General features: G+C 65.2%; 24 protein-coding genes. 11 read left to right on the top strand and 13 right to left on the bottom strand.

Features of this window, described 5'->3' with window-relative positions; all coding sequences use genetic code 11:
- Positions 1-5 precede the first annotated feature (5 nt).
- From ACQR1L_RS16715 to ACQR1L_RS16705, 3 genes are all read right to left on the bottom strand, one after another.
- Positions 6-1,106: an AMP-binding enzyme gene (locus ACQR1L_RS16715; protein WP_434859030.1), complete on the bottom strand. Its 1,101-nt coding sequence runs from the start codon at positions 1,104-1,106 to the stop codon at positions 6-8.
- A 7-nt stretch (positions 1,107-1,113) separates the two neighbouring features.
- On the bottom strand, positions 1,114-2,547 hold the full coding sequence (gene trmFO / locus ACQR1L_RS16710; protein WP_434859029.1) for a methylenetetrahydrofolate--tRNA-(uracil(54)-C(5))-methyltransferase (FADH(2)-oxidizing) TrmFO: 1,434 nt from the start codon (positions 2,545-2,547) through the stop codon (positions 1,114-1,116).
- A gap of 157 nt (positions 2,548-2,704) precedes the next feature.
- Entirely contained in the window at positions 2,705-2,857 is a 153-nt protein-coding gene (locus ACQR1L_RS16705; RefSeq protein ID WP_006614327.1) for a DUF1127 domain-containing protein, read from the bottom strand.
- 464 nt (positions 2,858-3,321) lie between these two features.
- Between ACQR1L_RS16705 and ACQR1L_RS16700 the strand changes: the two genes are divergently transcribed.
- The gene (locus ACQR1L_RS16700) at positions 3,322-3,588 is read left to right on the top strand and encodes a hypothetical protein (protein ID WP_434859248.1); all 267 of its coding nucleotides are present in this window, start codon (positions 3,322-3,324) and stop codon (positions 3,586-3,588) included.
- A 69-nt stretch (positions 3,589-3,657) separates the two neighbouring features.
- Here ACQR1L_RS16700 and ACQR1L_RS16695 read toward each other — a convergent pair whose 3' ends face one another.
- Entirely contained in the window at positions 3,658-4,479 is an 822-nt protein-coding gene (locus tag ACQR1L_RS16695; protein WP_434859028.1) for a lytic murein transglycosylase, read from the bottom strand.
- A gap of 223 nt (positions 4,480-4,702) precedes the next feature.
- Positions 4,703-5,614, bottom strand: coding sequence for a DUF2189 domain-containing protein (locus tag ACQR1L_RS16690; protein ID WP_434859027.1), 912 nt, complete (start codon positions 5,612-5,614; stop codon positions 4,703-4,705).
- 400 nt (positions 5,615-6,014) lie between these two features.
- Here ACQR1L_RS16690 and ACQR1L_RS16685 point away from each other — a divergent pair, with 400 nt between their 5' ends.
- Entirely contained in the window at positions 6,015-6,425 is a 411-nt protein-coding gene (locus ACQR1L_RS16685) for a DUF3597 domain-containing protein (protein ID WP_434859026.1), read from the top strand.
- A 94-nt stretch (positions 6,426-6,519) separates the two neighbouring features.
- Here ACQR1L_RS16685 and ACQR1L_RS16680 read toward each other — a convergent pair whose 3' ends face one another.
- The 3 genes from ACQR1L_RS16680 to ACQR1L_RS16670 all read right to left on the bottom strand — a co-directional run bounded on the left by ACQR1L_RS16680 (position 6,520) and on the right by ACQR1L_RS16670 (position 7,621).
- Entirely contained in the window at positions 6,520-6,684 is a 165-nt protein-coding gene (locus ACQR1L_RS16680; protein ID WP_434859025.1) for a DUF1127 domain-containing protein, read from the bottom strand.
- A gap of 115 nt (positions 6,685-6,799) precedes the next feature.
- On the bottom strand, positions 6,800-7,072 hold the full coding sequence (locus ACQR1L_RS16675; RefSeq protein WP_434859024.1) for a GNAT family N-acetyltransferase: 273 nt from the start codon (positions 7,070-7,072) through the stop codon (positions 6,800-6,802).
- A gap of 6 nt (positions 7,073-7,078) precedes the next feature.
- Positions 7,079-7,621, bottom strand: coding sequence for a DUF3828 domain-containing protein (locus tag ACQR1L_RS16670; RefSeq protein WP_434859023.1), 543 nt, complete (start codon positions 7,619-7,621; stop codon positions 7,079-7,081).
- Between the two features lie 268 nt (positions 7,622-7,889).
- Between ACQR1L_RS16670 and ACQR1L_RS16665 the strand changes: the two genes are divergently transcribed.
- From ACQR1L_RS16665 to ACQR1L_RS16655, 3 genes are all read left to right on the top strand, one after another.
- Positions 7,890-9,485 carry an acyl-CoA synthetase gene (locus tag ACQR1L_RS16665; protein ID WP_434859022.1) on the top strand — a complete coding sequence of 532 codons (1,596 nt, stop codon included), beginning with the start codon at positions 7,890-7,892 and terminating at the stop codon, positions 9,483-9,485.
- 6 nt (positions 9,486-9,491) lie between these two features.
- The gene (locus tag ACQR1L_RS16660; RefSeq protein ID WP_434859021.1) at positions 9,492-10,349 is read left to right on the top strand and encodes a PCC domain-containing protein; all 858 of its coding nucleotides are present in this window, start codon (positions 9,492-9,494) and stop codon (positions 10,347-10,349) included.
- 75 nt (positions 10,350-10,424) lie between these two features.
- Positions 10,425-11,195: an AAA family ATPase gene (locus ACQR1L_RS16655; RefSeq protein ID WP_434859020.1), complete on the top strand. Its 771-nt coding sequence runs from the start codon at positions 10,425-10,427 to the stop codon at positions 11,193-11,195.
- Positions 11,196-11,457: 262 nt separating this feature from the next.
- Here ACQR1L_RS16655 and ACQR1L_RS16650 read toward each other — a convergent pair whose 3' ends face one another.
- Positions 11,458-11,889: a hypothetical protein gene (locus ACQR1L_RS16650; RefSeq protein WP_434859019.1), complete on the bottom strand. Its 432-nt coding sequence runs from the start codon at positions 11,887-11,889 to the stop codon at positions 11,458-11,460.
- Between the two features lie 36 nt (positions 11,890-11,925).
- Here ACQR1L_RS16650 and ACQR1L_RS16645 point away from each other — a divergent pair, with 36 nt between their 5' ends.
- The 3 genes from ACQR1L_RS16645 to ACQR1L_RS16635 all read left to right on the top strand — a co-directional run bounded on the left by ACQR1L_RS16645 (position 11,926) and on the right by ACQR1L_RS16635 (position 14,517).
- Positions 11,926-12,612, top strand: coding sequence for a UPF0149 family protein (locus ACQR1L_RS16645; RefSeq protein WP_434859018.1), 687 nt, complete (start codon positions 11,926-11,928; stop codon positions 12,610-12,612).
- Between the two features lie 114 nt (positions 12,613-12,726).
- Positions 12,727-13,296 (top strand): SRPBCC family protein, encoded by a 570-nt coding sequence (locus ACQR1L_RS16640; RefSeq protein WP_434859017.1) that lies wholly within the window; start codon positions 12,727-12,729, stop codon positions 13,294-13,296.
- 309 nt (positions 13,297-13,605) lie between these two features.
- On the top strand, positions 13,606-14,517 hold the full coding sequence (locus tag ACQR1L_RS16635) for a cytochrome D1 domain-containing protein (protein WP_434859016.1): 912 nt from the start codon (positions 13,606-13,608) through the stop codon (positions 14,515-14,517).
- A gap of 56 nt (positions 14,518-14,573) precedes the next feature.
- Here ACQR1L_RS16635 and ACQR1L_RS16630 read toward each other — a convergent pair whose 3' ends face one another.
- Positions 14,574-15,221, bottom strand: coding sequence for an HAD hydrolase-like protein (locus tag ACQR1L_RS16630; protein WP_434859015.1), 648 nt, complete (start codon positions 15,219-15,221; stop codon positions 14,574-14,576).
- A 265-nt stretch (positions 15,222-15,486) separates the two neighbouring features.
- On the opposite strand from ACQR1L_RS16630, the gene ACQR1L_RS16625 reads away from it, so the two are divergent.
- The 3 genes from ACQR1L_RS16625 to ACQR1L_RS16615 all read left to right on the top strand — a co-directional run bounded on the left by ACQR1L_RS16625 (position 15,487) and on the right by ACQR1L_RS16615 (position 17,545).
- Positions 15,487-16,485, top strand: a complete 999-nt coding sequence (locus tag ACQR1L_RS16625; protein ID WP_434859014.1) for a lipase family protein — start codon at positions 15,487-15,489, stop codon at positions 16,483-16,485.
- A 187-nt stretch (positions 16,486-16,672) separates the two neighbouring features.
- Positions 16,673-16,975, top strand: coding sequence for a hypothetical protein (locus tag ACQR1L_RS16620; protein WP_434859013.1), 303 nt, complete (start codon positions 16,673-16,675; stop codon positions 16,973-16,975).
- A 243-nt stretch (positions 16,976-17,218) separates the two neighbouring features.
- A complete protein-coding gene (locus ACQR1L_RS16615; RefSeq protein WP_434859012.1) occupies positions 17,219-17,545 on the top strand; it encodes a hypothetical protein in 327 nt (108 codons plus the stop codon).
- A gap of 186 nt (positions 17,546-17,731) precedes the next feature.
- Here the strand turns inward: ACQR1L_RS16615 and uvrA are convergent, their stop codons facing one another.
- The 3 genes from uvrA to ACQR1L_RS16600 all read right to left on the bottom strand — a co-directional run bounded on the left by uvrA (position 17,732) and on the right by ACQR1L_RS16600 (position 22,670).
- Entirely contained in the window at positions 17,732-20,725 is a 2,994-nt protein-coding gene (gene uvrA / locus ACQR1L_RS16610) for an excinuclease ABC subunit UvrA (RefSeq protein ID WP_434859011.1), read from the bottom strand.
- A gap of 270 nt (positions 20,726-20,995) precedes the next feature.
- On the bottom strand, positions 20,996-21,649 hold the full coding sequence (locus ACQR1L_RS16605) for an outer membrane protein (RefSeq protein WP_434859010.1): 654 nt from the start codon (positions 21,647-21,649) through the stop codon (positions 20,996-20,998).
- A gap of 292 nt (positions 21,650-21,941) precedes the next feature.
- Positions 21,942-22,670 (bottom strand): outer membrane protein, encoded by a 729-nt coding sequence (locus ACQR1L_RS16600; RefSeq protein ID WP_434859009.1) that lies wholly within the window; start codon positions 22,668-22,670, stop codon positions 21,942-21,944.
- Positions 22,671-22,690 lie beyond the last annotated feature (20 nt).

Below are 22,690 nucleotides of genomic sequence, written 5' to 3'. Positions count from 1 at the left end.
CGTGGTCAATGCGACGGCAGTTTCAAATCCGCCTCGAAATTGAAACGGTCGCGCAGGTTCTTGCGTGAATCCAGGATGTCCTTGAGGAAGGCACGGTCGCTGTCACTCGTGATCATCGGCTCGATCAGGTCGATCTGGTTCATGGCGACGAGTTGCAGCAGCTCCGTGCGCGCCCGGCCGCTGGCGTCGCGCGGCAGGGCGTGAACCACCTGAATGTGCTCGGGCGGCTTAGGTCCCTTTGCCGAGGCCAGTTCGCCTTGCAACTGTGCTTCGAGTGCAGGCTGCTCCGCCTCGACGAAGGCGTAAAGGCCCACGCCCGACCGACGATCGGCGAAAGCGACGATCGCGGCGTCGCGCACCGCCGGGTTCTTGCGGATCATGTCCATCAGGACAGGCGCATCGTTGACGAGACGCCGGCCGCCGCCCTCGCGATCCGTGAAGTTGAAGATGCCGCGGGTGATCGCGCGATAGACCTTCTTGCCGGTCATCAGCCAGATCCGCGCGAACAGCGACTTGCGCGCCAGGATCTTGCGCTCCTTCGCCGTCAGCGCCTCCGGCGCATAGCTGCGCTTGTGCTTCAGGAGATGGCGCAGATCCTCATAGGCCGCGATCCGGAACAGCCGGCTGCGGCGTGAGAAGCACGCGGCGAGCTGGAAATCGGTCACGTAGCAATGGCCGTCATGGCCGACCAGCCAGTTCTGCTCCTTGGCGAGATCGTTGTGCGTGATCCCGGAGCGATGCAGCCGGCGCATCATCTGCTTGGCGGAGCGGAAATAGGCGACGTTGCCGTGGGGCTTGGCGAGGTGCAGCGCGACGCCGTTGATGAAGCCGCGGACCAGGGCGCGATCTCCGGCCCACACCAGATCGGGACCGGCATTGAGCCCTTTCGCGCGCGCGAGCGCCTTGCGCTCCCGCGCGAACAGATGCCGCGCCAGCACGAACGACCACCATGGCACCTCGTCGAGCCGGCGCAGCACGGCATCGACTTCGCCCGTGTCGCTCTTGAAGCGGCCGCGCTCGACGGTCGAGAACACGTCGCGCTTGAGCAGCACGCCTTCGCTCCAGCGCGCCGCCAACACAGCGGAGTCGGTCTTCGGCAGGCTCATCGGATTCTCACGCGGCCGCTGCGACGCGCAGATGCTCGGCGATCCAGCGGTCGAGATCCGCCAGCGCGCGTGCGCTCATCGCCTGCTTCTTGGCGACCGTCTTTTCATTGCCCTTCAACCGCGTGCCGTCGGGTTTCTTGGTCGGCGCCACGGCCAGCGGCGGGAACAGGCCGAAATTGATGTTCATCGGCTGGAACGAGCGCGTTGCGCCGTCGATGGTCTCGATATGGCCGCCCGTGATGTGGCCGAGCAGCGCGCCGAGCGCAGTGGTCGGCGGCGGCGGCGACAGACTGGCGCCGCGGGTCTCGGCCGCGGCATAGAGGCCGGCGATCAGTCCGATGCTCGCCGACTCCACATAGCCCTCGCAGCCCGTCATCTGGCCGGCAAAACGCAGTCGCGGCTGCGCGCGCAGGCGCAGCTGCTGGTCGAGCAGTTTCGGCGAATTCAGGAAGGTGTTGCGGTGCAGACCGCCAAGCCGGGCGAACTCTGCATTCTCCAGGCCCGGAATGGTGCGGAAGATCTGCTGCTGCGGGCCGTATTTCAGCTTCGTCTGGAAGCCGACCATGTTGTAGAGCGTGCCGAGCTTGTTATCCTGACGAAGCTGCACGATCGCGTAGGGCTTGACCGTCGGGTTGTGCGGATTGGTCAGGCCGACCGGCTTCATCGGACCGTGGCGCAAGGTCTCGTGGCCGCGTTCCGCCATCACCTCGATCGGCAGGCAGCCGTCGAAATAGGGCGTGTTGGTCTCCCACTCCTTGAAGTCGGTCTTCTCGCCGGCGAGCAGCGCGGCGACGAAGGCGTCATACTGCTCCCGGGTCATCGGGCAGTTGATGTAGTCGGCGCCGGTGCCGCCGGGACCGACCTTGTCGTAGCGCGACTGGAACCAGGCCTTCGACATGTCGATCGTGTCCTTGTGCACGATCGGCGCAATGGCGTCGAAAAAGGCGAGGGCGCTCTCGTCCGTCAGCCCGCGGATCGCCTCGGCCAGCGGCTGCGAGGTGAGCGGACCGGTGGCGACGATGACGTTCTCCCATTCCACCGGCGGCAGGCCGGTGACCTCGCCTCGGCGCAGCTCGATGCGGGGATGGGCTTCCAGCGCATGGGCGACGGCCGCGGCGAAGCCGTCGCGATCGACGGCCAGTGCACCACCGGCGGGGACCTGGTTGGCGTCAGCCGCGCGCATGATCAGCGAGCCGAGCCGGCGCATCTCGGCATGCAGCAGCCCCACGGCGTTGTTGGCGGCATCGTCGGAGCGGAAGGAGTTGGAGCAGACCAGCTCGGCCGGCGTGGACGTCCGGTGGGCTTCGGTCATGCGGTCCGGCCGCATTTCGTGCAGCACGACGTGCACGCCCGCTTCCGCGAGCTGCCAAGCGGCTTCGGATCCGGCGAGGCCCGCGCCGATCACGTGGACGGTCTGGTGAGGTGATTTGGTCCCTGTCATCGCGGGACAGGTAGCGCTTTTCCCGGGCGGTGCAAATGCGCGAGTGAGCCTCGGCGCGAGAAACCGGGCACGTGTGGCAGACGCCGCGGAGAGGCCCAGAAACGGCAACGCCCGCAGCGAGGCGGGCGATGTCCGGTCGATATCGGAAGAGGGCTGATCAGCCGTTGTAGTGACCAGCAGCAACGCGCGGAATGTCCGAACGGTCGAGGCCGATGTCGGCGAGTTCGCGATCGCTGAGCTGCGACAGCTCGGCAACGTTGCGCTGATACTCACGGAACGCCTGGACCATGCGAATGAGCGAGAGCAACATGGAAAATCTCCTTTAGTTCGCGATTCAGTTCTTCGGGTGAACCTCATCGTTGAAATGAACATAGAAGAGGTTGTTGCGATGCGGAAGCGCTGATGTTGCGATGCAGCTAAAACGTCGGCGCATAGCTTGAGTAACTCTTGGGTAAGAATCGGGCAGGGATCGCCCAGCGCAGAGGCGGCCCGGAAATGCCCGGTATTCATATGGATTTTTAATCGGCCGTTCAAAGCGGGGCTATCGAATCTCGGCCCGTTCGATGAATTGTGCGATGCGATATATTTCCGCTTGGCGTCCCCTCGAAGTGTCAATGAATTATAATTCAAAACTTCTTCTGTTGCCTTTGGACGAGCATGTTCCTCACGCCGCGCTCGCAAGGATTTCATTTCGCGCGAACGGTCGCTAGGTGCGACAAACTGTCGCGGCATCAGGCAATGATGCTGATGCCGTCGCACCAGCGAGGAATAACAATGATCAGCAAACTGTTGGGGGCCGCGCTCATGACTGCGGCAGTTGTTGCGGTTGGACCGGTTCAGGCGGCGAGGCACCATGGTGCCGGCTGCAGCGGGGCCAATCTGGAAAAGACCGAGACGGCCATCGAGGCCATGGCCGATGGCGACGCCCGCTTCACGGCGCAGAAGGAGATCGCGGCGGCGCAGGATGCGTTGCTCAGCGGCAAGATGGGTGCCTGCAGCGTGCATCTGACAAAGGCGATGCAGGCGGGAATGATCAAGTAACGGCTGCATCCGCTTCATTGCCGTCAGGCCGGTCGCGTCCCCGCGCGATCGGCCGTTGCCGGTTTGGGGCTACGGGGCCCGCGCCAACTGGGTGGCGAAGGTCGCGATCGTCCGGGCATAGACCTCGCTCTTGTTCCACTGCTGGATGACCGCGAAGTTCGGGCTGCCCGGCTCCCAGTCCTTGCCCTTCTGCCAGCCATAGCCTTTCAGATAATTCGCGGTGGAGGCGAGTACGTCCGGCGCGCTGCGGATCAGGTCGCGCTTGCCGTTACCGTCGAAATCGACCGCGTATTTGATCCAGGACGAGGGCATGAACTGCGTCTGCCCGATTTCGCCGGCCCAGGCGCCGCGCATCTCGGCCGGCTGCAGGTCGCCGCGATCGACGATGCGCAACGCATCCAGCAACTCGCCGCGGAACTGCTCGGCGCGGCGGCAATCATAGGCCAATGTCGCCAGCGCCCGGATCGTCTGGAACTTGCCGCTGTTGACGCCGAAGTCGGTCTCCAATCCCCAGATCGCCACCAGCACCTCGCCGGGAACGCCGTAGCTCTGCTCGATGCGCGACAGCACCGAGCCGTATTGCTTGAGCATGTTGGAGCCGCGGGTGATCCGCGGCGGTACCATGCGGCCGGAGAACTCTTCAAAGGTCTGGGTGAAAACCTTCTGGCCCTTGTCGCGGTTGAGCACGCTCTGGTCAGGCGTGACGCCGGTCAAAGCGGCGTTGATCGTGTTCTGCGAGATTCCCTTGCCCGCGGCCTCGGTCTTGAACTCGGCGAGCCAGGCATCGAAATTACCGCTGCCACAGGGAACCGCCGCCAGCGCGGGTGCGGAGGACGTGATCAGGACGGCGAGGCAGGCGGAGGCGGCTGCGGAGAGGACGCGGACAATCATCGAAACACCTGGACGGTAATGGTTGGGCGGCAATCGCTCGAATGAATTTGGGCGCGCTCCATGTCAGGCGCAACCGCGGCAGCAACAAGGCCTCTCGATCACGTTGGCGTCTGCTTTTCGTGAGATTCGCCCCGCCGCGAACCACCATTCCGCATCGCCGCTCCCGTCCTAAGCACGACCGCCGGCCTGGAGGCCGGCGGCAGGCATCGTTGCATCGGCCAGTTCACATCCCGTCACGCGACCGCCACGGGAAGAGGTTGGCCGGAAAATCCGCCGCCGGCTTCGACGGACGCGCGGGTAGCGGCACGATCGTGACCGCGTCCGGGTGGACGGCAATGGCCTCGCGATAGAGATGCCAGGTGGCGTGGCCGAGCACCGGGATCACCACGGTGAGCCCCAGGAAGAACGGGATCGTGCCGACGACCAGCAGCACTGCGACGATCAGACCCCAGATGGCGACGGGAACCGGGTTCTGCGCCACGACGCGCAGCGAGGTCGTCATGGCGTCCAGTGCGCCGGCGTGACGGTCGAGCATCAACGGGAAGGAGACGATGCTGAGGCACAGCGCGAGCAGCGCGAACGCGAAGCCCGCGCCACAGCCGACCGCGATCAGCCACCATCCCTGCGGTGTCGTGAGCACGCGGTGCAGGAAATCGCCGACACCCGCCGCGCCGCCATAGCCGAACACCGAGACGTAGATCGCCTGCGCTGTCGCGACCCAGGTCACGAACAGGGCCAGGAGCAGAGTGCCCAATCCGAGCATCGATCCGAACGACGGCGAGCGCAGCACGTCCAGCGCATCCCAGGCGCTCGGTTCTTCACCGCGATCGCGACGGCTCGAGAGTTCGTAGAGGCCGAGCGCGGCAAACGGGCCGAGCAGGGCGAAGCCGGCGGCTAGCGGAAACAGCAGCGGCAACACCGCATAGCCGAAGACGGCCCGCGCCAGCACGAGGCCGAGCACGGGATAGATCGCGCACAGCATCACGGCGTGACTCGGAACGGCCTTGAAGTCGTCCCAGCCGAGCCGCAGCGCGCGCATCAAGCTCGACACATCGATCGTGCGAATCGTGATCTCGGCGGCGACATCGCCGGCCGGCCGAACGTGAGAGTCGACATTGCTGTGGGTGGTGGCCATCTCGTTTGCTCCCTCATTTGCACAGGGCGCTTCCCAACCACGCAGGCGGGCTGCGCTTCTCGTTGGAGGATTCGCGGATGGCCAGACGCGACGAACCCAGGGTGACGGCCATTCGCGAACGGAAGCGAAGAGCATAATGGCGATTGTGGCCGCGCCTACTCACGGCTCGGTGACAGCTGTGTCTGTCGCAGTGCATTGATGCGGCGCGGGAAGGCCACGAAGCTGCGCATTCCCCGGACAAAGTCATTCCGCCGTCATTCCGCCTTCGGTAAGCTTCACAATCGTCGCCTTGTCCGGGTTGGGAGGCGATCGGGGCACGAAGAGGCTTCGTCGGACCGCTCCGCAACGGAACACCGCCGGCCGAGTTCTTCATTCGATCACTATCTTTTGGGAGCCATTGATGAGCGTTTTCGGAAAGATCATGAGCGCGATTTTCGGCCATCATGCCGAGGCTGCTCCGGCCGGCGGCAGTGCGCCGGCCGCAGGCGGCAGCGCGCCGGCGGCCGGTGGCGCGGCTGCAGCCCCGGCAGCGGCACCCGCCGCTGCGCCGCAAAACATCGACGTGGCTGCGATCGTCGACAAGGCCGCGGCCGCCAAGCATGAGAAACTGGAGTGGCGGACCTCGATCGTCGACCTGATGAAGGCGCTGGACATCGATTCGAGCCTTGCCGCGCGCAAGGAACTCGCCAAGGAACTCGGCTACAGCGGCGACACCAACGACTCCGCCAGCATGAATGTCTGGCTGCACAAGCAGGTGATGAGCAAGCTCGCGGCCAATGGCGGCAAGCTGCCGCCGGAGATCAAGCACTGAGCAGCTCGGCTCAGCTGCAAAAAAGCGAAAGGCCCGCCATCGTGCGGGCCTTTGTCGTCTTTGATCGAATGATGCGGGGTTGCGTGCGAACGCCTCAGGCGTGCACGACGGCCGCGCGTGCCCAGGCCTGGGCATACATCTGGTCGCGGTTGACGCCGATGTCGCGCAGCGTGCGGTCGTCGAGCCGCTCGAGGCAGGCGAGCTGGGCGCGATAGTGCATGTAGCGCTTAACAACGTCGAAAATGGCAGTGATGAACATGAGCCTCTCCCCATTGGTCTGGTTGTCTGTTCGGCGGGGGATTGCTGATCCATCCGGGTAGCCATGAAGTTAAAGGCGCGGTGCAAACGCCACGTTCGGTAGTTCTACGGGGCTCTCAGGCCATGATGTCCTGGTTCTCCGGGTGGTCGCGGAGGTAATCGGCGACGAAACTGCAGCCGGCGGCGACCTTGCGGCCGTCAGCGCGGATCAGCTCCAGCGCGCCCTTGACCAGTTCGGAGCCGATGCCGCGCCCGCGCAGCGGACGCGGCGTCTCGGTGTGGGTGATGATGACCGCCTGTGGCGTCGCGCGGTAATTGGCAAAGGCAATGTTGCCGTCGATGTCGAGCTCGAAGCGGCTTTCAGCCTTGTTGTCGCGGACGGCGGTCATGGGGAGCTACTTTCGTTTCGGTTTGTCGGTGAGCTTGATGAAATCGGCCAGCATCGCGCGGATCGACCATGGCTTGCCGTCGATGGCGCCGCGGATGTCGTCGATCTTCCACTGCCCGGCGTCGCGCACGAAGTCGTAACGGATGACGTTGTCGGCCTGTTCCTTGCGGTCGTCGCGATGACCGGCGATCGTCACCGCGATCGTCGCCTTGTCCGCCTCCTGTTTCTCGGGCGTCACCTTGAACGAGGCGACGTCCGGATCCTGCGAATTGGTGATCGGATCGAAATCGACCGCGCCGACCTCGCCCTTCGGCGTGCGGGCATCCATCTTGGCCCATTCGGCGGCCAGCGCCTTCGACAGATATTTCGTCCGCGCCTTCCTGTCCTCAATGACGAAGTTGCCGCCGTCCTCGCCCTTGCCCTTGGCGACGCGGGTGTAGATCGCGGTCATGATTGCAGCGGGATCATTGGCCGCTTGCGTCTGCGCGGAGAGCGGGGACGCGGCGAGCATGCTGGCGAAGCCGAGAAGCAGGAAACGACGATCGATCATGGATGTCCTCAAATCAGATTCGGCGCGCGGTGAAATCGGGAATGCGCGGCCGGCACGGATTTGTCGCACGGCATCCGCATTCGTTCGAATGGCGCGGCCGCATGGGTGCGATGGGGCGCGCGGCCTTGCGAGGGCGCGCGGGACCGGGATAAACAGGCTTCAAGGGACCGGGCGGCTGAGATCGCCCAACAAATCGACCGAGGGGACGCGTCCATATGAGCCTGTTCACGGGTCTTTTCATCCGGGCCGTCAGCACGAGGGTTCGTCGATGACGCATCTGCGGATGTCCCGCCGGGTCATGAACCTCGCGCATATCGTCACCCAGAACGGCCGCCGGCTCGGCGACCGCGCCGGCTTCGTCTGGGGCGAGCGGTCCTGGACCTGGCGCGAGATCGACGCGATGGTCTCGGCGCTGGCGTCGGCGCTGGCGGAGCAGGGGATCGCCAAGGGCGATCGCATCCTCGTGCACTCGAAAAACTGCGAGGAGATGTTCGTCTCGATGTTCGCCGCGTTCCGGCTCGGCGCGGTCTGGGTGCCCACCAATTTCCGTCTGATGCCGGACGAAGTCGCGTATCTCGCCACGGCGTCGGGTGCAAAGGCGTTCCTCTGCCACGGCGATTTTCCGGAGCACGCCGCGGCGGTGACGACCACGTCGTTCACCTGGTGCATCGGCCAGAGCGGCCATTTCGGCACGCGCGCCGTCGCCGAGGCCATGGCCGCGCATGCGGGTGCCGAGATGGCCAACGCCGCGGTCGAGCACGACGATCCCTGCTGGTTCTTCTTCACCTCCGGCACCACCGGCCGCTCCAAGGCGGCCGTGCTGACCCACGGCCAGATGGCGTTCGTTATCACCAATCATCTCGCCGATCTGACGCCCGGCACCACCGAGCACGACGCTTCGCTGGTCGTTGCGCCGTTGTCGCATGGCGCCGGCGTGCATCAGCTGATGCAGAGCGCGCGCGGCGCCAAGACAGTACTGCTGCCGAGCGAGAAGTTCGACATCACGGAGGCCTTCCGCCTGATCGAGACGCATCGCGTCAGCAATTTGTTCACCGTGCCGACCATCCTGAAGATGATGGTCGAGCATCCCGCCGTCGATCAGTTCGACCATTCCTCGCTGCGCCACGTGATCTATGCCGGCGCGCCGATGTATCGGGAGGACCAGAAGCGCGCGCTGGCGCGGCTCGGCAAGGTCATCGTGCAATATTTCGGCCTCGGCGAGGTCACCGGCAACATCACCGTGCTGCCGGCCGCGGCGCATGAGGAAGAGGATGGACCGGACGCGCGGATCGGCACCTGTGGTTATGAGCGTACGGGCATGCAGGTCTCGATCCAGGACGATCAGGGCCGCGAGCGGAAGCCCGGCGAGACCGGCGAGATCTGCGTCATCGGCCCGGCGGTGTTCGCTGGCTATTACGACAATCCTGAAGCGAACGCGAAGGCGTTTCGCGACGGCTGGTTCCGCACCGGCGATCTCGGCCACATGGACGCGAATGGCTTCGTCTACATCACCGGCCGCGCGTCCGACATGTACATCTCCGGCGGCTCCAACATCTATCCGCGAGAGGTCGAGGAAAAGATCCTGACGCATCCAGATATCGGCGAGGTCGCGGTGCTCGGCGTGCCCGATCCTGTATGGGGCGAGGTCGGTGTCGCCGTCTGCGTTGTCCGCGAGGGCGCGACAGCGCCGAGCGAGAGCGATATCGCCGGCTATCTCGCGACCAAGCTGCCGCGCTACAAGATGCCGAAGCGATTCTTCTTCTGGGATGCGCTGCCGAAGTCCGGCTACGGCAAGATCCCCAAGCGCCTGGTGCGCGACGAGCTCGAGGCGCGCGGGCTGCTCGATCTCACGAAGCAAGGCTGAGCATTGATGCGATCGATCACCCAGCCGGGCGCGCCGGTCGCCGAGCGAATTCAATTCGTCGAGGCGCGCGGCCGCGCCTTCACCTTCACCATGGAGCCGGGACGGCCCCTGCTGCAGGCTGCGCATCGCGGCTTCGCGGCCCAAGGCTTTGCCGGCGGCGTGCTCGAGTTCAAGCGCGGCGCGCTCGGGCCGTTCGCCTATGTGATGCCAGCGCTGTCGAAAACGCCGGACTACGCCGCGTTCTACAGCGAGACCCATCGACCGTCCGGTGCCACGCATCTGACGACCGGGACGATGACGCTCGGCATCCGCGACGGCGCGCCGTTCTTCCACTGCCACGCGCTGTGGACGGAAGAGGGCGGGCGCCATGGGGGCGGGCACATTCTGCCGGAGGAGACGATCGTCGCCGAGCCGTTCGAGGTCGAGGCGTTCGGGCTCGATGGCGCGATCTTCGCAGCCGAGCCTGATCCCGAGACGGGCTTCAAGCTGTTCGGACCGGTGGCGGCTGCGCCGCGCGAGACGAAAGCAGAGCGACGCGCCTTCGCGCTGCGGCTGCGGCCCAACCAGGATTTTGCGGGCTGTCTGGAACAGTTCTGTCGCTCGCAGGGGATCCGTGAAGCAAGGATACGGGGCGGCGTCGGTTCGACCATCGGCGCACGCTTCGCAGATGGGCCTATCGTCGAGCCGTTCGCCACCGAGCTGACCGTCACGTCCGGCGCCATCGCGCCTGGCGCTGACGGTCTCGAAGCCACGCTCGACATCGCTTTGGTCGACTACACCGGCGCGCTGGCGCAAGGCCGTTTGATCCGCGGCGACAATCCGGTGCTGATGACCATGGAGCTGGTGCTGGAGGTCGTGGCTTAGCTCGATGGCCGTGCTAGCGGACCGCGCCTCGATGTGCGAAATTGCCGATGGTGTCACTGAGGTTGCGAAGACGGCATGGCGAGAAAGCAGCGTGAGATCCGGCTGCGCGCACCCTATCTGAAGAGGCTGTGGCTCGATCCGGCGAAGATTGGCGATCGGGTCGCTTATCCGTTTTGCCTGCCGTTCCTGCAGGACGATTTCGAGCTGAGCTTCACCAGCGCCATCACCATCATCGTCGGTGAGAACGGCACCGGCAAGTCGACCTTGCTGGAGGGCATCGCCGCGCTCGCCGGCTACGACGAGGCCGGCGGGGGCAAGGGCTACAGGCCGGTCGATCACGCCCGCGCGGTCGAGCGCATGGGTGGCGCGCTGGGCAAGGCCTTTCGCGCGGCGTGGCTGCCCAAGATCACGCAGGGCTGGTTCTTTCGCGCCGAGAGCTTCTTCTCGGTCGCCCGTTATCTTGACGAGGCCGCGCTGGAGGATCCGCTGGGCGGGCCGCCGCCCGATTTCCTGTCTCACTCGCATGGCGAAGGCTTCCTGCGCTTCTTCGAGGAGCGCTGCCAGCGCCAGGGCCTCTACATCTTCGACGAGCCGGAATCGGCGCTGTCGCCGGCGCGGCAGATCGAGTTTCTGAAGCTGATGCGGCGGATGGACGAGGCCGGGCATTGCCAGGTGCTGATGGCGACGCATTCGCCGGTGTTGATGGCCTATCCGGGCGCCACGCTGCTGCGGCTGACAAAACACGGCTTGGAGCCGGTGCGGGTGCAGGACACCGATCATTTCAAGGCGATGCGCGAGTTCTGCAGCGACCCGGACGGGTTCGTGCAGGGGGTGCTCGCGGAGTGACGTATGCTGAACAGTGAAGATCCGATTGCTTGCTCCGCCGTCATTGCGAGCGAAGCGAAGCAATCCAGGGCTGCGCCGTGGCTCTGGATCGCTTCGTCGCGTTGCTCCTCGCGCTGACGGAGACACATGAATCCTCGTTCTCGCGATGCATCCGCATCCGAGCTTTGCTGTTCATTCCGCCCTCCTCAAGTGAGAGGGCGCAGGGAAGGCCGGGTGCAGGCCGCACCCATGGCCCGCCTGCAGCAAAAAAAGCAGGCGGCAGTCACCACAGGATTGGCCGAGCAACCGGCCTTCCCTGCGCGACGGTTTTGACCGGCTTATACGCGCTCTCCTCGGTGCGCCGGGCTTTCTGGCCACCGTCACCGGCGCGATGCGTGAGCATCAGCGCTGGCTTGACCTCAGCGTCGGGAGGCCAGGACCACACGATTTCGCCGTCCGCCCCGCAACCCGTCGTCTTGCGCAAAAGCACCGGGCCCGTGACGTCCATCGCATCCCGCCCTCCACGCCCGTGACGACCGCGAAGCGCCCCTCTCGTGAGAGCAGGACGGCGACATGAAAACCGAAATTCTGTAAAGGCGAAAGCGGAATATTTTTCACCAGGCGACTGGACAGGGGTGATGCGGTTGATCGCGCGTTGAAATTTAAATTTTGCGCGCAGCGCTGTTTTGGTGTCAAACCCACCACTGAACGGCATCGCGGTTGGCCGTCGGGCAAATCAGGTCGGGTGCAGATGACGGAGCAGACCAACTCTCATCACGCGCTGGAGCAGGCGCTCCTCGCGCTCGATGATCGCGCCATGGTGCTGGAGGAACTCGATGGGTTCATCGCCGGCCTTCTGATCCTACCCGAACACGTGCCGCCCGGTGAATGGTTTGCAGCCGCGTTCGGGTTCGGCAAGGGACAGCGCACGGTGTTCGCGAGCATCGACCATGCCAATGCGGTGCTGGACCTCGTGAGAGCCTATCACGGCGATATCGCGCAAACGCTGGCGCGCACGCCGGAGCTGTACCAGCCGCGTTTGCCGGTCGATCCCGAGACTGGCGACATCGTCTGGGAGTTGTGGATCGACGGCTTTGCCGCGGCCACGGACCTGCGTCGCGAAAGGTTCGATGCCTATGAGCGGGTGGGCGGCGAAGTCGCCATCGCCGCGATGGGCCTGATGATGATGATCGGTGCAACCCTGGACGAGAACCCCGACCCCGCTGAATATCGCAATCTCAGCCGCAACGCGCCGAGAAACATCCGCGACGCGGTGATCACGCTTTATCAATACCGGCATAGCGGAGCGGCATTGCCAGGTACGCCTGCCTTTGTCGATATCCCCAATCCGTTTGCTTCACGCGGCAAGCCTGGCCGCAACGATCCCTGTCCGTGCGGTTCCGGCCGGAAATACAAGCGCTGCTGCGGCGCGAATTGATCGGGCGCCGGCCGCCACGACACGGTCTTTTTTGTTGCAACAATCCGGAGCGGTGCAAAGATGAGGCTGCCGCGCGCCGATGACGTGGCCAATGAGAACGACCGAGGAAATGCAATGAGGATGGTGTTCGGCAAGTCGCTGGCCGCAATGGCGGCGCTCGCGATCGCAACGACGGCCCTGACGATGTCGGCCCTGACCAGTGCGGACGCGCATGGCCCGACCCGGCGCAAGGTGCAGGAGCATGTCGAGATCAACGCCGTGCCGGCCAAGGTGTGGGCCGTCATCGGCAACTTCCAGGACATGAGCTGGCTCGGCCCGGTCGACAAGACCGAGGGCGACAAGGGCAACGAGATCGGCGCGACGCGCAAGCTGACCCTGAAGGGCGGCGCGACCGTCGACGAGGAGCTCTATAAATACGACGCCGAGAAGATGAGCTATTCGTACCGCATCACATCGGTCGACGTGAAGGTCCTGCCGGTGACGAACTACTCGTCGACCATCGCGGTGACCCCGAGCGCCGACGGCAAGGGCAGCGTCGTCGAATGGACCGGCGCGTTCTATCGCGGCTTCCCCAACAACGACCCGCCGCCGGAGCTGAACGACGAAGCCGCCGTGAATGCGGTGAGCGGGCTGTACAAGGGCGGGCTCGAGGGGCTGAAGAAGAAGGTGGAGAGTGGAAGCTGACAGCTTGCCAGCTAGAGAGCAGATATGTCGCTCAGGAAGCGCTGCGCTCCCTCTCCCCGTCCTTACGGGGAGAGGGCTGGGGTGAGGGGCAGCTGCACGGGAAGTATTCGCGATCGGCCTCGTAGTCCCTCGTTCAGATCGCGTCGAAGATGCGAGGCTGGTGAAGAGGACTATTCAAACACCAGACTCGCGGAGAGTCCCCCTCACCCCGACCCTCTCCCCGCAAGCGGGGCGAGGGAGCTCACCGCCCGAGACGTAACACCTCGTGCCTGTCGGGGAGCGCGCAGTATTGCCGTAGCAGCCATCGGAGTGTTTTTATCCAGCGCGCTGCCGCTCCACGCCGAGGAGGCCTTCGTCACCAATCAGCTCAGCGACGATCTCACCATCGTCGACCTCGCGACCTCGACACCCGTCGCGACGATTTCGATCGGTGGTAAGCCGGCCGGTGTCGCGGTCGCTGCCGACGGCCGCTTTGCCTATGTCGCCAGTCCGGATGACAAGACGGTCAGCGTGATCGATGCGACGGCGCGTCAGGTCGTCGGCCGGATCGACGTCGGCGGCGGCCCGCTCGGGATCGCGGTGGCGCCTGACGGCGCTACGGTCTATGTTGCCGACTGGTACAATGCGGCGATTCGGATCATCGATGCGACGACGCTGAAGGTCACTGGCAGCATCGCCGTCGGCGCCTCGCCATCGGGGCTCGCGGTGTCGGCGGACGGCAAGCTGCTGCTGTCGGCCGACCGCGACGACGATCAGCTCTCGGTGATCGACACGGCCACGCGCCAGCAGCTCAAGACCATCAAGGTCGGCACGCGGCCGTTCGGCGTCACAATCGATGCCCTGGGCAAGCGCGCCTACACCGCCAATGTCGGCTCCAACGACGTCTCCGTGATCGATCTCGCCGAGGGGCGCGAGGTCGCGCGCGTCAAGACCGGCCTGCGGCCCTATGCGGTCGCGCTGGCGCAGGGCAGGGGCTTCGTCACCGATCAGTATGACGGCACGGTGAGCGTGTTCGACGTCGTCAGCCTCCAGCCGCTCGAGCGGATCACTGTCGGCGACTATCCCGAAGGCATCGAAGCCACCGCCGACGGCCGCCGCATCATCGTCGCCAATTGGGAAAGCAACATCCTCAGCGTCATCGATGTCGCAACGCTGAAGGTGACCGGCGAGATCAAGGTCGGCAACGGCCCGCGCGCCTTCGGCGCGTTCCTGCGGCGGTAGGCTTGTGGTCTTCCAGCCGATGTCCGTCATTGCGAGCCAAGCCGATGGTCTGGCGTTCAGCCGTTCGGCGTCGCAGGCGACACCACCAGCCGCTCCGCGATCTCCTCCATCCGCGTGAACACGTAGTCCGGGCTGCGATCGCGCAGCGCCTTCTCCGCGGCATAGCCCCAGGTCACCGCGCCGCAGGCGATGCCGGCGGCGTGGGCGGCTTCGATGTCGCGCGTCTCGTCGCCGATCGCGATCGCCGCCTGGGGAGCGACGCGCGCGCGCTTCACGACGCGGCGGAATTTGCGCGCCTTGCCGAACACCGAGGCCGAGCAGTCGAAATCGGCGAACAGCCGCGCACGCGCGCCGAGCTTCTGGCGCGCATTGGCCTCGCTGTCGGAGGAGACCAGCGCGAGGCGCGTGCCGTTGGCGGCCAGCCGGTCGAGCATGATGTCCACGCCCGCAAACAGCGGGATGCTCGCGGCGTGCTTGGTCTTCAACTGACGCACGTGCCGCGCGATGAACGGCAGCTTCCAGCCGGGCACTTCGAGGAAGTCGAGGATCTCGCGGGTCGAGGCGTGGCGGAGGCCGTCGATGTCCTCGTCCCTGACCTCGCGAAAGCCGTAGCGCCTCGCGACTGTGTTCACGTGCAGCCGAAACCACGGAAAGCTGTCGGCAAGCGTGCCGTCGAGATCGAAGATGACGAGAGCGTAGGACATCGCGGGTGAGACACTGCCGTGCTGAGGACGATCGGGGTCGAAGGTACCCGATGAGGGCCGTTGCGCGCCAGCATGCGCGTCCACGCCGCAGGTGCCTGCGGCATGGGCTGCCGGGAGCATCGTCGATAACCTGGAGTTGAACGTGTTGTGATGAGTCTGCGCTGGTTGTTGGCGTATGATGAGCGTGCGCCGAGGGGCTCACGCCCTTTGTCGCAAACTGTTTTCAGTCTCGTCGCTCCCTTATTTCAAATCAGAGAGATTTCAGATGCCCTTCAACAAAAACGCAGCCGCGTACCTGTCCTACTACGCCTATATCGACGACGCGCTGGCGACGGTGCAGGCCAACGATTTCGCGCAATATCTGCAGGCCATTCCGTCCGGACCGGCCAATGGCCCGTGGTCGCTGTGCTGGGGCCCGGCGGTGAATGACGGCGTGCTCGCCTATGTCGCGAAGGGCAATGACGGCAGCTATGGGCTCGCCTTCCGCGGCACCGATGTCGATGGCTCCGTCTCCGGCACCTTCGAGAACATCGGCGCCGATCTCGAGGCGTTCTTCACGGTGCCGTTCCTGTATCCGCAACAGCCGCTCGCGGCCGGTGCCGCGCAGGCGCAGATCTCGTCCGGGCTGAACGGCGCGCTGGCTCTGGCGATCGGCCTGACCGATCCGGTCACCGACATCTCGCTGCTGGACTATCTGCGCGGCCTTGCGAAGTCCGGCCCGCTCGACCTGACGGTGACGGGCCACAGTCTCGGCGGCGCGCTCGCCGTCGCGGCCACCGCGTGGCTGCAGGATCAACTGCCGAAGGCCGGGCCGGTCTCGTTCAAGCTGTGGCCGCACACATTCGCTGCGCCGACGATGTGGAATGCGGCGTTCGCCACGCGCTTCGCCCAGCAATTCACCTACTATTCCGCGGTCAACAGCAACGACGCCGTGCCGATGGGCTGGGCCAATCTTCAGACGCTGCAGAACACCTATCCGGCGCCGTACCCAAGCCTGGAGCACACTGACTTCAGCATCTATCTCGCCGTCCTGGCGGTGGAGGCCGTCGTGGCCAAGCTCGGCTACACCCAGATCGCGGCGAGCAATCCGGACGTGTGGGCCGAGCCGCTGCAGTCAGCCGCGGCGTGGACCGATGAAGCCGGGCTGATGCACTCGATGCAGAACGTCTACTTCAAGCATGTGATCGGCACGGTCGGGCCGAACCTTCCGGGCACGACCACGACGGGCATCGCGCGTCCGCGCGCGGTCGCCGTCGCGGCGTGATCGACGCCGGCGCGACGCTGCATTCTCCGGCATGCGACGTGACTCTTCCAGACCCGAATCTTCGGATCTGCAAGAGGCGATCGTCGCGTGTCCGATCACGATTGCCTCACGGCTTTTGTGAGCGTGCACTGCGGGAACGTCTGCCGCACCGCGGCCGTTGACCTCGCACGCAAGCAAGGAGATTCACATGCAACGCACGATCAAGATGGCCGCGCTGGCCGCTGCCACCCTCGTTATCGGCACCGCCGCCGCATCGGCACAGGGCTATGCCCGATACAATGATTCTATGGCCTTCGTGCCACCGGCGCAGAGCTACGATTCCGAGCCGGTCTATGGCGCCGCGGCCGCGCCGGTCTACGCGCCGGGTCCGGCGGCCTGGGGCCGCGGCTACAACGGCACCAACCATCCGACCCCCGGCTCGACCCAGGGCGACGTGGGTCCGTCCGGCAACAACAACGGCACGCTGACCGGCGTCTATCGCCAGTGGTAATCGCCATCGCGTGAGTCAGCGCGCGTGAGTGAGTACGCGTGAGGTGAAGCCCGTCGCTCGGACACGAGCGGCGGGCTTGTCGCGTCCGCCTCTGTGCAGGCCGAGCTTGTCTCAGCCCGGATCACCCGATCGCGTCAACGTGAACGATGCGCTGTGTCGCAGCAATTGTTGCGGCCTCGCGCGGAACCCACGAGGTACATACGTTGTTTGCTCCGCGATAATTAGGAACGAAGGAGCAAGTTCATGATGCGCATGTTTAGTTTGGCGGCGTTGACCGCTGTCACGGTCATTGCCGGCACCGCGGCGGCCTCGGCCGGCGAGTACGGCCCCGGCGGCTACGGCTATGGCGGCCAGGTCACCAGCAACTACGCCTATCGCGACTCCTACGCCTGGGCACCGGCCCCGGTCTACGAGGAAGGCTACGTCGCCGTCGCGCCGGGCCCGTATTACGGCCCGGGCTGGGGCGCCGGCTACAACGGCACCAACCACCCGACCCCGAGCTCGACCCAGGGCGACGTCGGCCCGGGCGGCAATAACAACGGCACGCGGAGCGGGTATTACCGCTGGTGAGTTGAGTTCTGAGTGAGAGATAGGACGACCAAGCCCGCTGCTCTTAATTGAGCGGCGGGCTTCTTCTTGGTGGACGGCACCGCCGACTCAGCCGTCATCGCGAGGAGCGCAGCGACGAAGCGATCCAGAGTCCCGCCTTCGGCTCTGGATCGCGTCGCTTCGCTCGCAAGGACGATCAAACAATAATTACTCCGCCGCCTCGCTCGCCGCGCCGCGGCTGCGCTTCTTCGGCTTGGCTGACTTCTCCAGCACCGGCTTCAAAAACTGTCCCGTGTAGCTGCGCGGCGCTTTCACGATGTCTTCCGGCGGGCCCCAGGCGACGATCTCGCCGCCGCCGTCGCCGCCTTCGGGGCCCAAGTCGATCACCCAGTCGGCGGTCTTGATGACCTCGAGATTGTGCTCGATGACGACGACCGTGTTGCCCTGCGCCACCAGCTCGTGCAGCACCTCCAGGAGCTTCTTGACGTCGTGGAAGTGCAGGCCCGTCGTTGGCTCATCCAAGATGTAGAGCGTGCGTCCGGTGGCGCGCTTGGACAGCTCCTTGGCGAGCTTGACCCGCTGGGCCTCGCCGCCGGACAGCGTGGTGGCCTGCTGTCCGACATGGATGTAGTCGAGGCCGACGCGGCGCAGGGTCTCGAACGTGTCGCGCACGCGCGGCACCGCCTTGAAGAACTCGGCGGCTTCTTCCACGGTCATGTCGAGCACATCGGCGATCGACTTGCCCTTGAAGAGAACGTCGAGCGTCTCGCGGTTGTAGCGCTTGCCCTTGCAGACGTCGCAGGTGACGTAGACGTCGGGCAGGAAGTGCATCTCGATCTTGATGACGCCGTCGCCCTGGCAGGCCTCGCAGCGGCCGCCCTTGACGTTGAAGGAGAAGCGGCCGGGCTCGTAGCCGCGCGCCTTCGCCTCCGGCAGGCCCGCGAACCATTCGCGGATCGGGGTGAACGCGCCGGTGTAGGTCGCGGGGTTGGAGCGCGGCGTGCGGCCGATCGGCGACTGGTCGATGTCGATGATCTTGTCGATGTGCTCCAGGCCCTCGATGCGGTCGTGCGGCGCGGCCGCCTCATTGGCGCCGTTGAGCTTGCGCGCGATCGCCTTGTACAGCGTGTCGATCAGCAAGGTCGACTTGCCGCCGCCGGACACGCCGGTGATGGCCGTGAACAGGCCGAGCGGAATCTCGGCCGAGACGTTCTTGAGATTGTTGCCGCGCGCGTTGACGACCTTGATGGTGCGGCGATGGTTCGGCGGCCGCCGCTCGGGCACCTCGACCTCTAGCTCGCCGGTGAGATACTTGCCGGTCAGCGACTTCGGGTTGCGCATGATCTCGGCGGGCGTGCCCTCGGCGACGATGTGGCCGCCATGGGTGCCGGCGCCGGGGCCGATGTCGAGCACGTAGTCGGCGAGACGAATCGCGTCTTCGTCATGCTCGACGACGATCACGGTGTTGCCGAGGTCGCGCAGCCGCTTCAGGGTGTCGAGCAGCCGGGAATTGTCGCGTTGGTGCAGGCCGATCGAGGGCTCGTCGAGCACGTAGAGCACGCCCGTCAGGCCCGAGCCGATCTGCGAGGCCAGGCGGATACGCTGGCTCTCGCCGCCGGAGAGGGTGCCGGAGGAGCGGGCGAGGGTCAAATAGTTCAGGCCGACATCGAGCAGGAAGGTCAGGCGGTCGCGGATCTCCTTGAGGATGCGCGTGGCGATCTCGGTCTGCTGCGCGTTGAGCTGGGCCGGCACCTCGGCGAACCATTCGCCTGCGGCCTTGACGCTGAGGTTGGAGATCTCGCCGATATGCTTGCCGCCGACCTTGACGCACAGCGCCTCGGGCTTCAGCCGGAACCCCTTGCAGCCGGCGCAGGGCACGTCGTTGAAATATTTGCCGAGCTCCTCGCGCGCCCATTCGCTCTCGGTCTCGCGGAAGCGGCGCTCGATGTTGGTGATGACACCTTCGAACGGCTTCTTGGTGTCGTAAGAGCGGACGCCGTCCTCATAGGTGAACTTGATCTCGTCATCGCCGGAGCCGTGCAGCAGCGCGTTCTGCGTCTTCTTCGGCAGGTCCTTCCACTTGGTGTCGAGCGTGAACTTGTAGAACTTGCCGAGCGCGGTCAGCGTCTGCAAATAATAGGGCGAGGACGACTTGGCCCAGGGCGCGATCGCGCCCTTGCGCAGGGTCACATCCTTGTCGGGAATGACGAGGTCGGCATCGACATGCTGCTCGACGCCCAGGCCGCCGCATTCCGGGCAGGCGCCATAGGGATTGTTGAACGAGAACAGCCGCGGCTCGATCTCGGGGATGGTGAAGCCGGAGACCGGGCAGGCAAACTTCTCCGAGAACAGGATGCGCTCGGGCCCGCTCTTGTCGTGAATTTTTGCCGTCTTCTTCTTTTCCTTCTCCTCCGCCGGCGCAGCGGAGGCGGGGGCGTCGGCGAATTCGACGACGGCCAAGCCCTCGGCGAGCTTCAGTGCGGTCTCGAAACTTTCGGCGAGGCGCTGGCCGATGTCGGGGCGCACGACGATGCGGTCGACGACGACGTCGATGTCGTGCGGGAATTTCTTGTCGAGAACAGGCGCCTCGGCGAGCTCGTGGAAGGTGCCGTCGATCTTGACGCGCTGAAAACCCTTCTTGAGGTATTCGGCGAGCTCCTTCTTGTACTCGCCCTTGCGTCCGCGCACGACCGGCGCCAGCAGATACAGGCGCGTGCCCTCGGGCAGCGCCAGCACGCGGTCGACCATCTGCGACACCGTCTGGCTCTCGATCGGCAGGCCGGTCGCGGGCGAGTAGGGCACGCCGACGCGCGCCCAGAGCAGGCGCATGTAGTCGTAGATCTCGGTAACGGTGCCGACGGTCGAGCGCGGATTCTTCGACGTCGTCTTCTGCTCGATCGAGATCGCCGGCGACAGGCCGTCGATCTGGTCGACATCCGGCTTCTGCATCATCTCGAGGAACTGGCGCGCATAGGCCGACAGCGATTCGACGTAGCGGCGCTGGCCCTCGGCATAGATCGTGTCGAAGGCGAGCGACGACTTGCCGGAACCGGAGAGGCCGGTGAACACCACGAGCTTGTCGCGCGGGATCTCGACGTCGATGTTTTTCAGATTGTGCTCGCGGGCGCCGCGGATGGTGATCGCCCGCAGGCTCGACGAGTTGGCTTGCGCGCGCTGCTTGGCCTTGAGCACTTCATCCATGACGATTGTCCCACGGCGCAAGGCTGCGCCATCGTTGCAGGCGCGTTACGCCGGAAGCCGGCCATCGGACGCCAGAGGGGAAAAGGTATCGTCGGAACGTAGGAAGAACGAGGGCGGATTTCCAGTGCCGCAGGCGAATCATCAACAATGCGCTTGGCGAATGGCAGCGACTGGCAGGAGCGGGCGGTTCCGCTCGCGACTTCCAGGCCAAAGAAAAAGCCTCCGCCCTTGCGAGCGGAGGCTGTGTGCGTTGGCCCGGAGGCGTCGTTCTTAGAAGTGGTAATTCACACCGACCTGCACGGTGTGCAGGTTGAGGTCGCCGCTCGGAAGCGCGCCGCCGAAGTAGGACTTGCTGCCGAAGCTCTTGTAGAGGTACTCGGCCTTCACCGACCACTTCGGAGCGAACATCCACTCGCCACCCGCGCCGACCGTCCAGCCGCTCAGGAACTGGCTGTCCGAGACGCCCACGCCGAGCGCCGAAAGCGTGATCTTGTTGTCGGCCCAGGCGTAACCGCCGGTGGCATACAGCAGAGTCGGACCGAAAGCGTAGCCGATGCGGCCGCGGACAGTACCGGTAGCGTCCATCTTGCTTGCGACGCTGACGGCCCCGAAGCCCGGGACCACACCACCAACCGAGTCCTTGATGTCGGCCCAGGCAGCGTCGGCCTCAAGGCCGAATACCCAGTTCGCGCTCTGCCAGTTGTAGCCAACGGTACCGCCGACCAATCCGCCCTTCGGGCTGAGGAGGCCGCCGTTGTCCGTGGTGGCGTAACCGCCCATGGCACCGATGTAGAAGCCGGTCCAGAGCTCCACCGGCGCGAGAACCGGGGCCTTGGTGTAGGTCGGGCGCGCAGCGAGATCAGCAGCGGCAGCGGGAGCGGCCAGGGCGGCCAGGGCCACGGTCGCGAGCAGGATCTTCTTCATTCTTGTCTCCAGTTTAGTCCTTGAAGTCCGCGTCGCACCGAAAACCTTACGCACGAAACAGACTCACCCGTTCAAGTTGACGGGGGTCCTATAGCCCGGTTCCGAGCGGATTGCCGTCACCCTGAAGCCACACTCGGGACGAAACCGCGTTTTTACGGGTGGGTTCCCGAAAGCCTTTGCCACACAATGGCTTGGTTCCCTGTGTGACCGGGCTGCAGAGGTGGCGTGCGGGCAACAAAAAAGGCCGGCTGAGCGCCGGCCTTTCCCAAAAACACAACTGAGTAACGGCCGATCAATACTTCGCGACGACTGGCCCGCCGAAGCGATAGTTCAAGCGCGCCGTGAACAGGTCGACGTCCTGCTTGATGTTGTCGTTCTGGGTGAAGACCGCGCCGCGGAACGGAACGTTCGTGGTGCCCATGAAGAGGTGGTCGTATTCGAAGCCGACCGACCAGTTCGGCGCGAAGGCGTATTCGACGCCGGCGCCGACGGAGGCGCCCCATTTGTGCACGGTCGTGGTGGCCAGCACCGTGTTGACCACGCCGGAAAAGATCTCGTACTTGGTGTCGGTCACGGCCGCGCCGCCCTTGGCGTAGAGCAGGGCGTCGCCGAAGGAGTAGCCGATCTGGCCGGTGAACAGGCCGAAGGCTGTGAGCTTGGTGCGGTTGCGGTCGGGAACGAACAGCGGCGTGGCATTGTTGCCGGTCAGATCGGCCCAATTGCCTTGCGCCTCCAGACCGAACACGACCTGGCCCATCTGCCAGCGATAGCCGAACTGACCGCCCACGGTGCCGCCGGTCGCGTTGTGGCAGCCCTCGGCACGGCCATCCGCCAGCGTCCAGCAATTGCGGCTCGTGCCATAGCCACCGTTGATGCCCAGGTAGAAACCGCTCCAATCGTTGATGGCGACGATCATCGGCGGCGCCTTGGTGTACGGACGGGCCGCCATGTCGGCCGCCGAAGCGGAGGTGGCGGTTGCGATACCAACGAGGGCCGTCGTGATCACAAGCAACTTCTTCATCAAATTCTCCCCCAAGGAGT

This window comes from Bradyrhizobium sp. HKCCYLR20261, assembly GCF_051168435.1.
Classification (GTDB): domain Bacteria; phylum Pseudomonadota; class Alphaproteobacteria; order Rhizobiales; family Xanthobacteraceae; genus Bradyrhizobium.
Note: the sequence above shows the minus strand (reverse complement) of the source record. Positions and strands in the feature narration are given on the sequence as shown.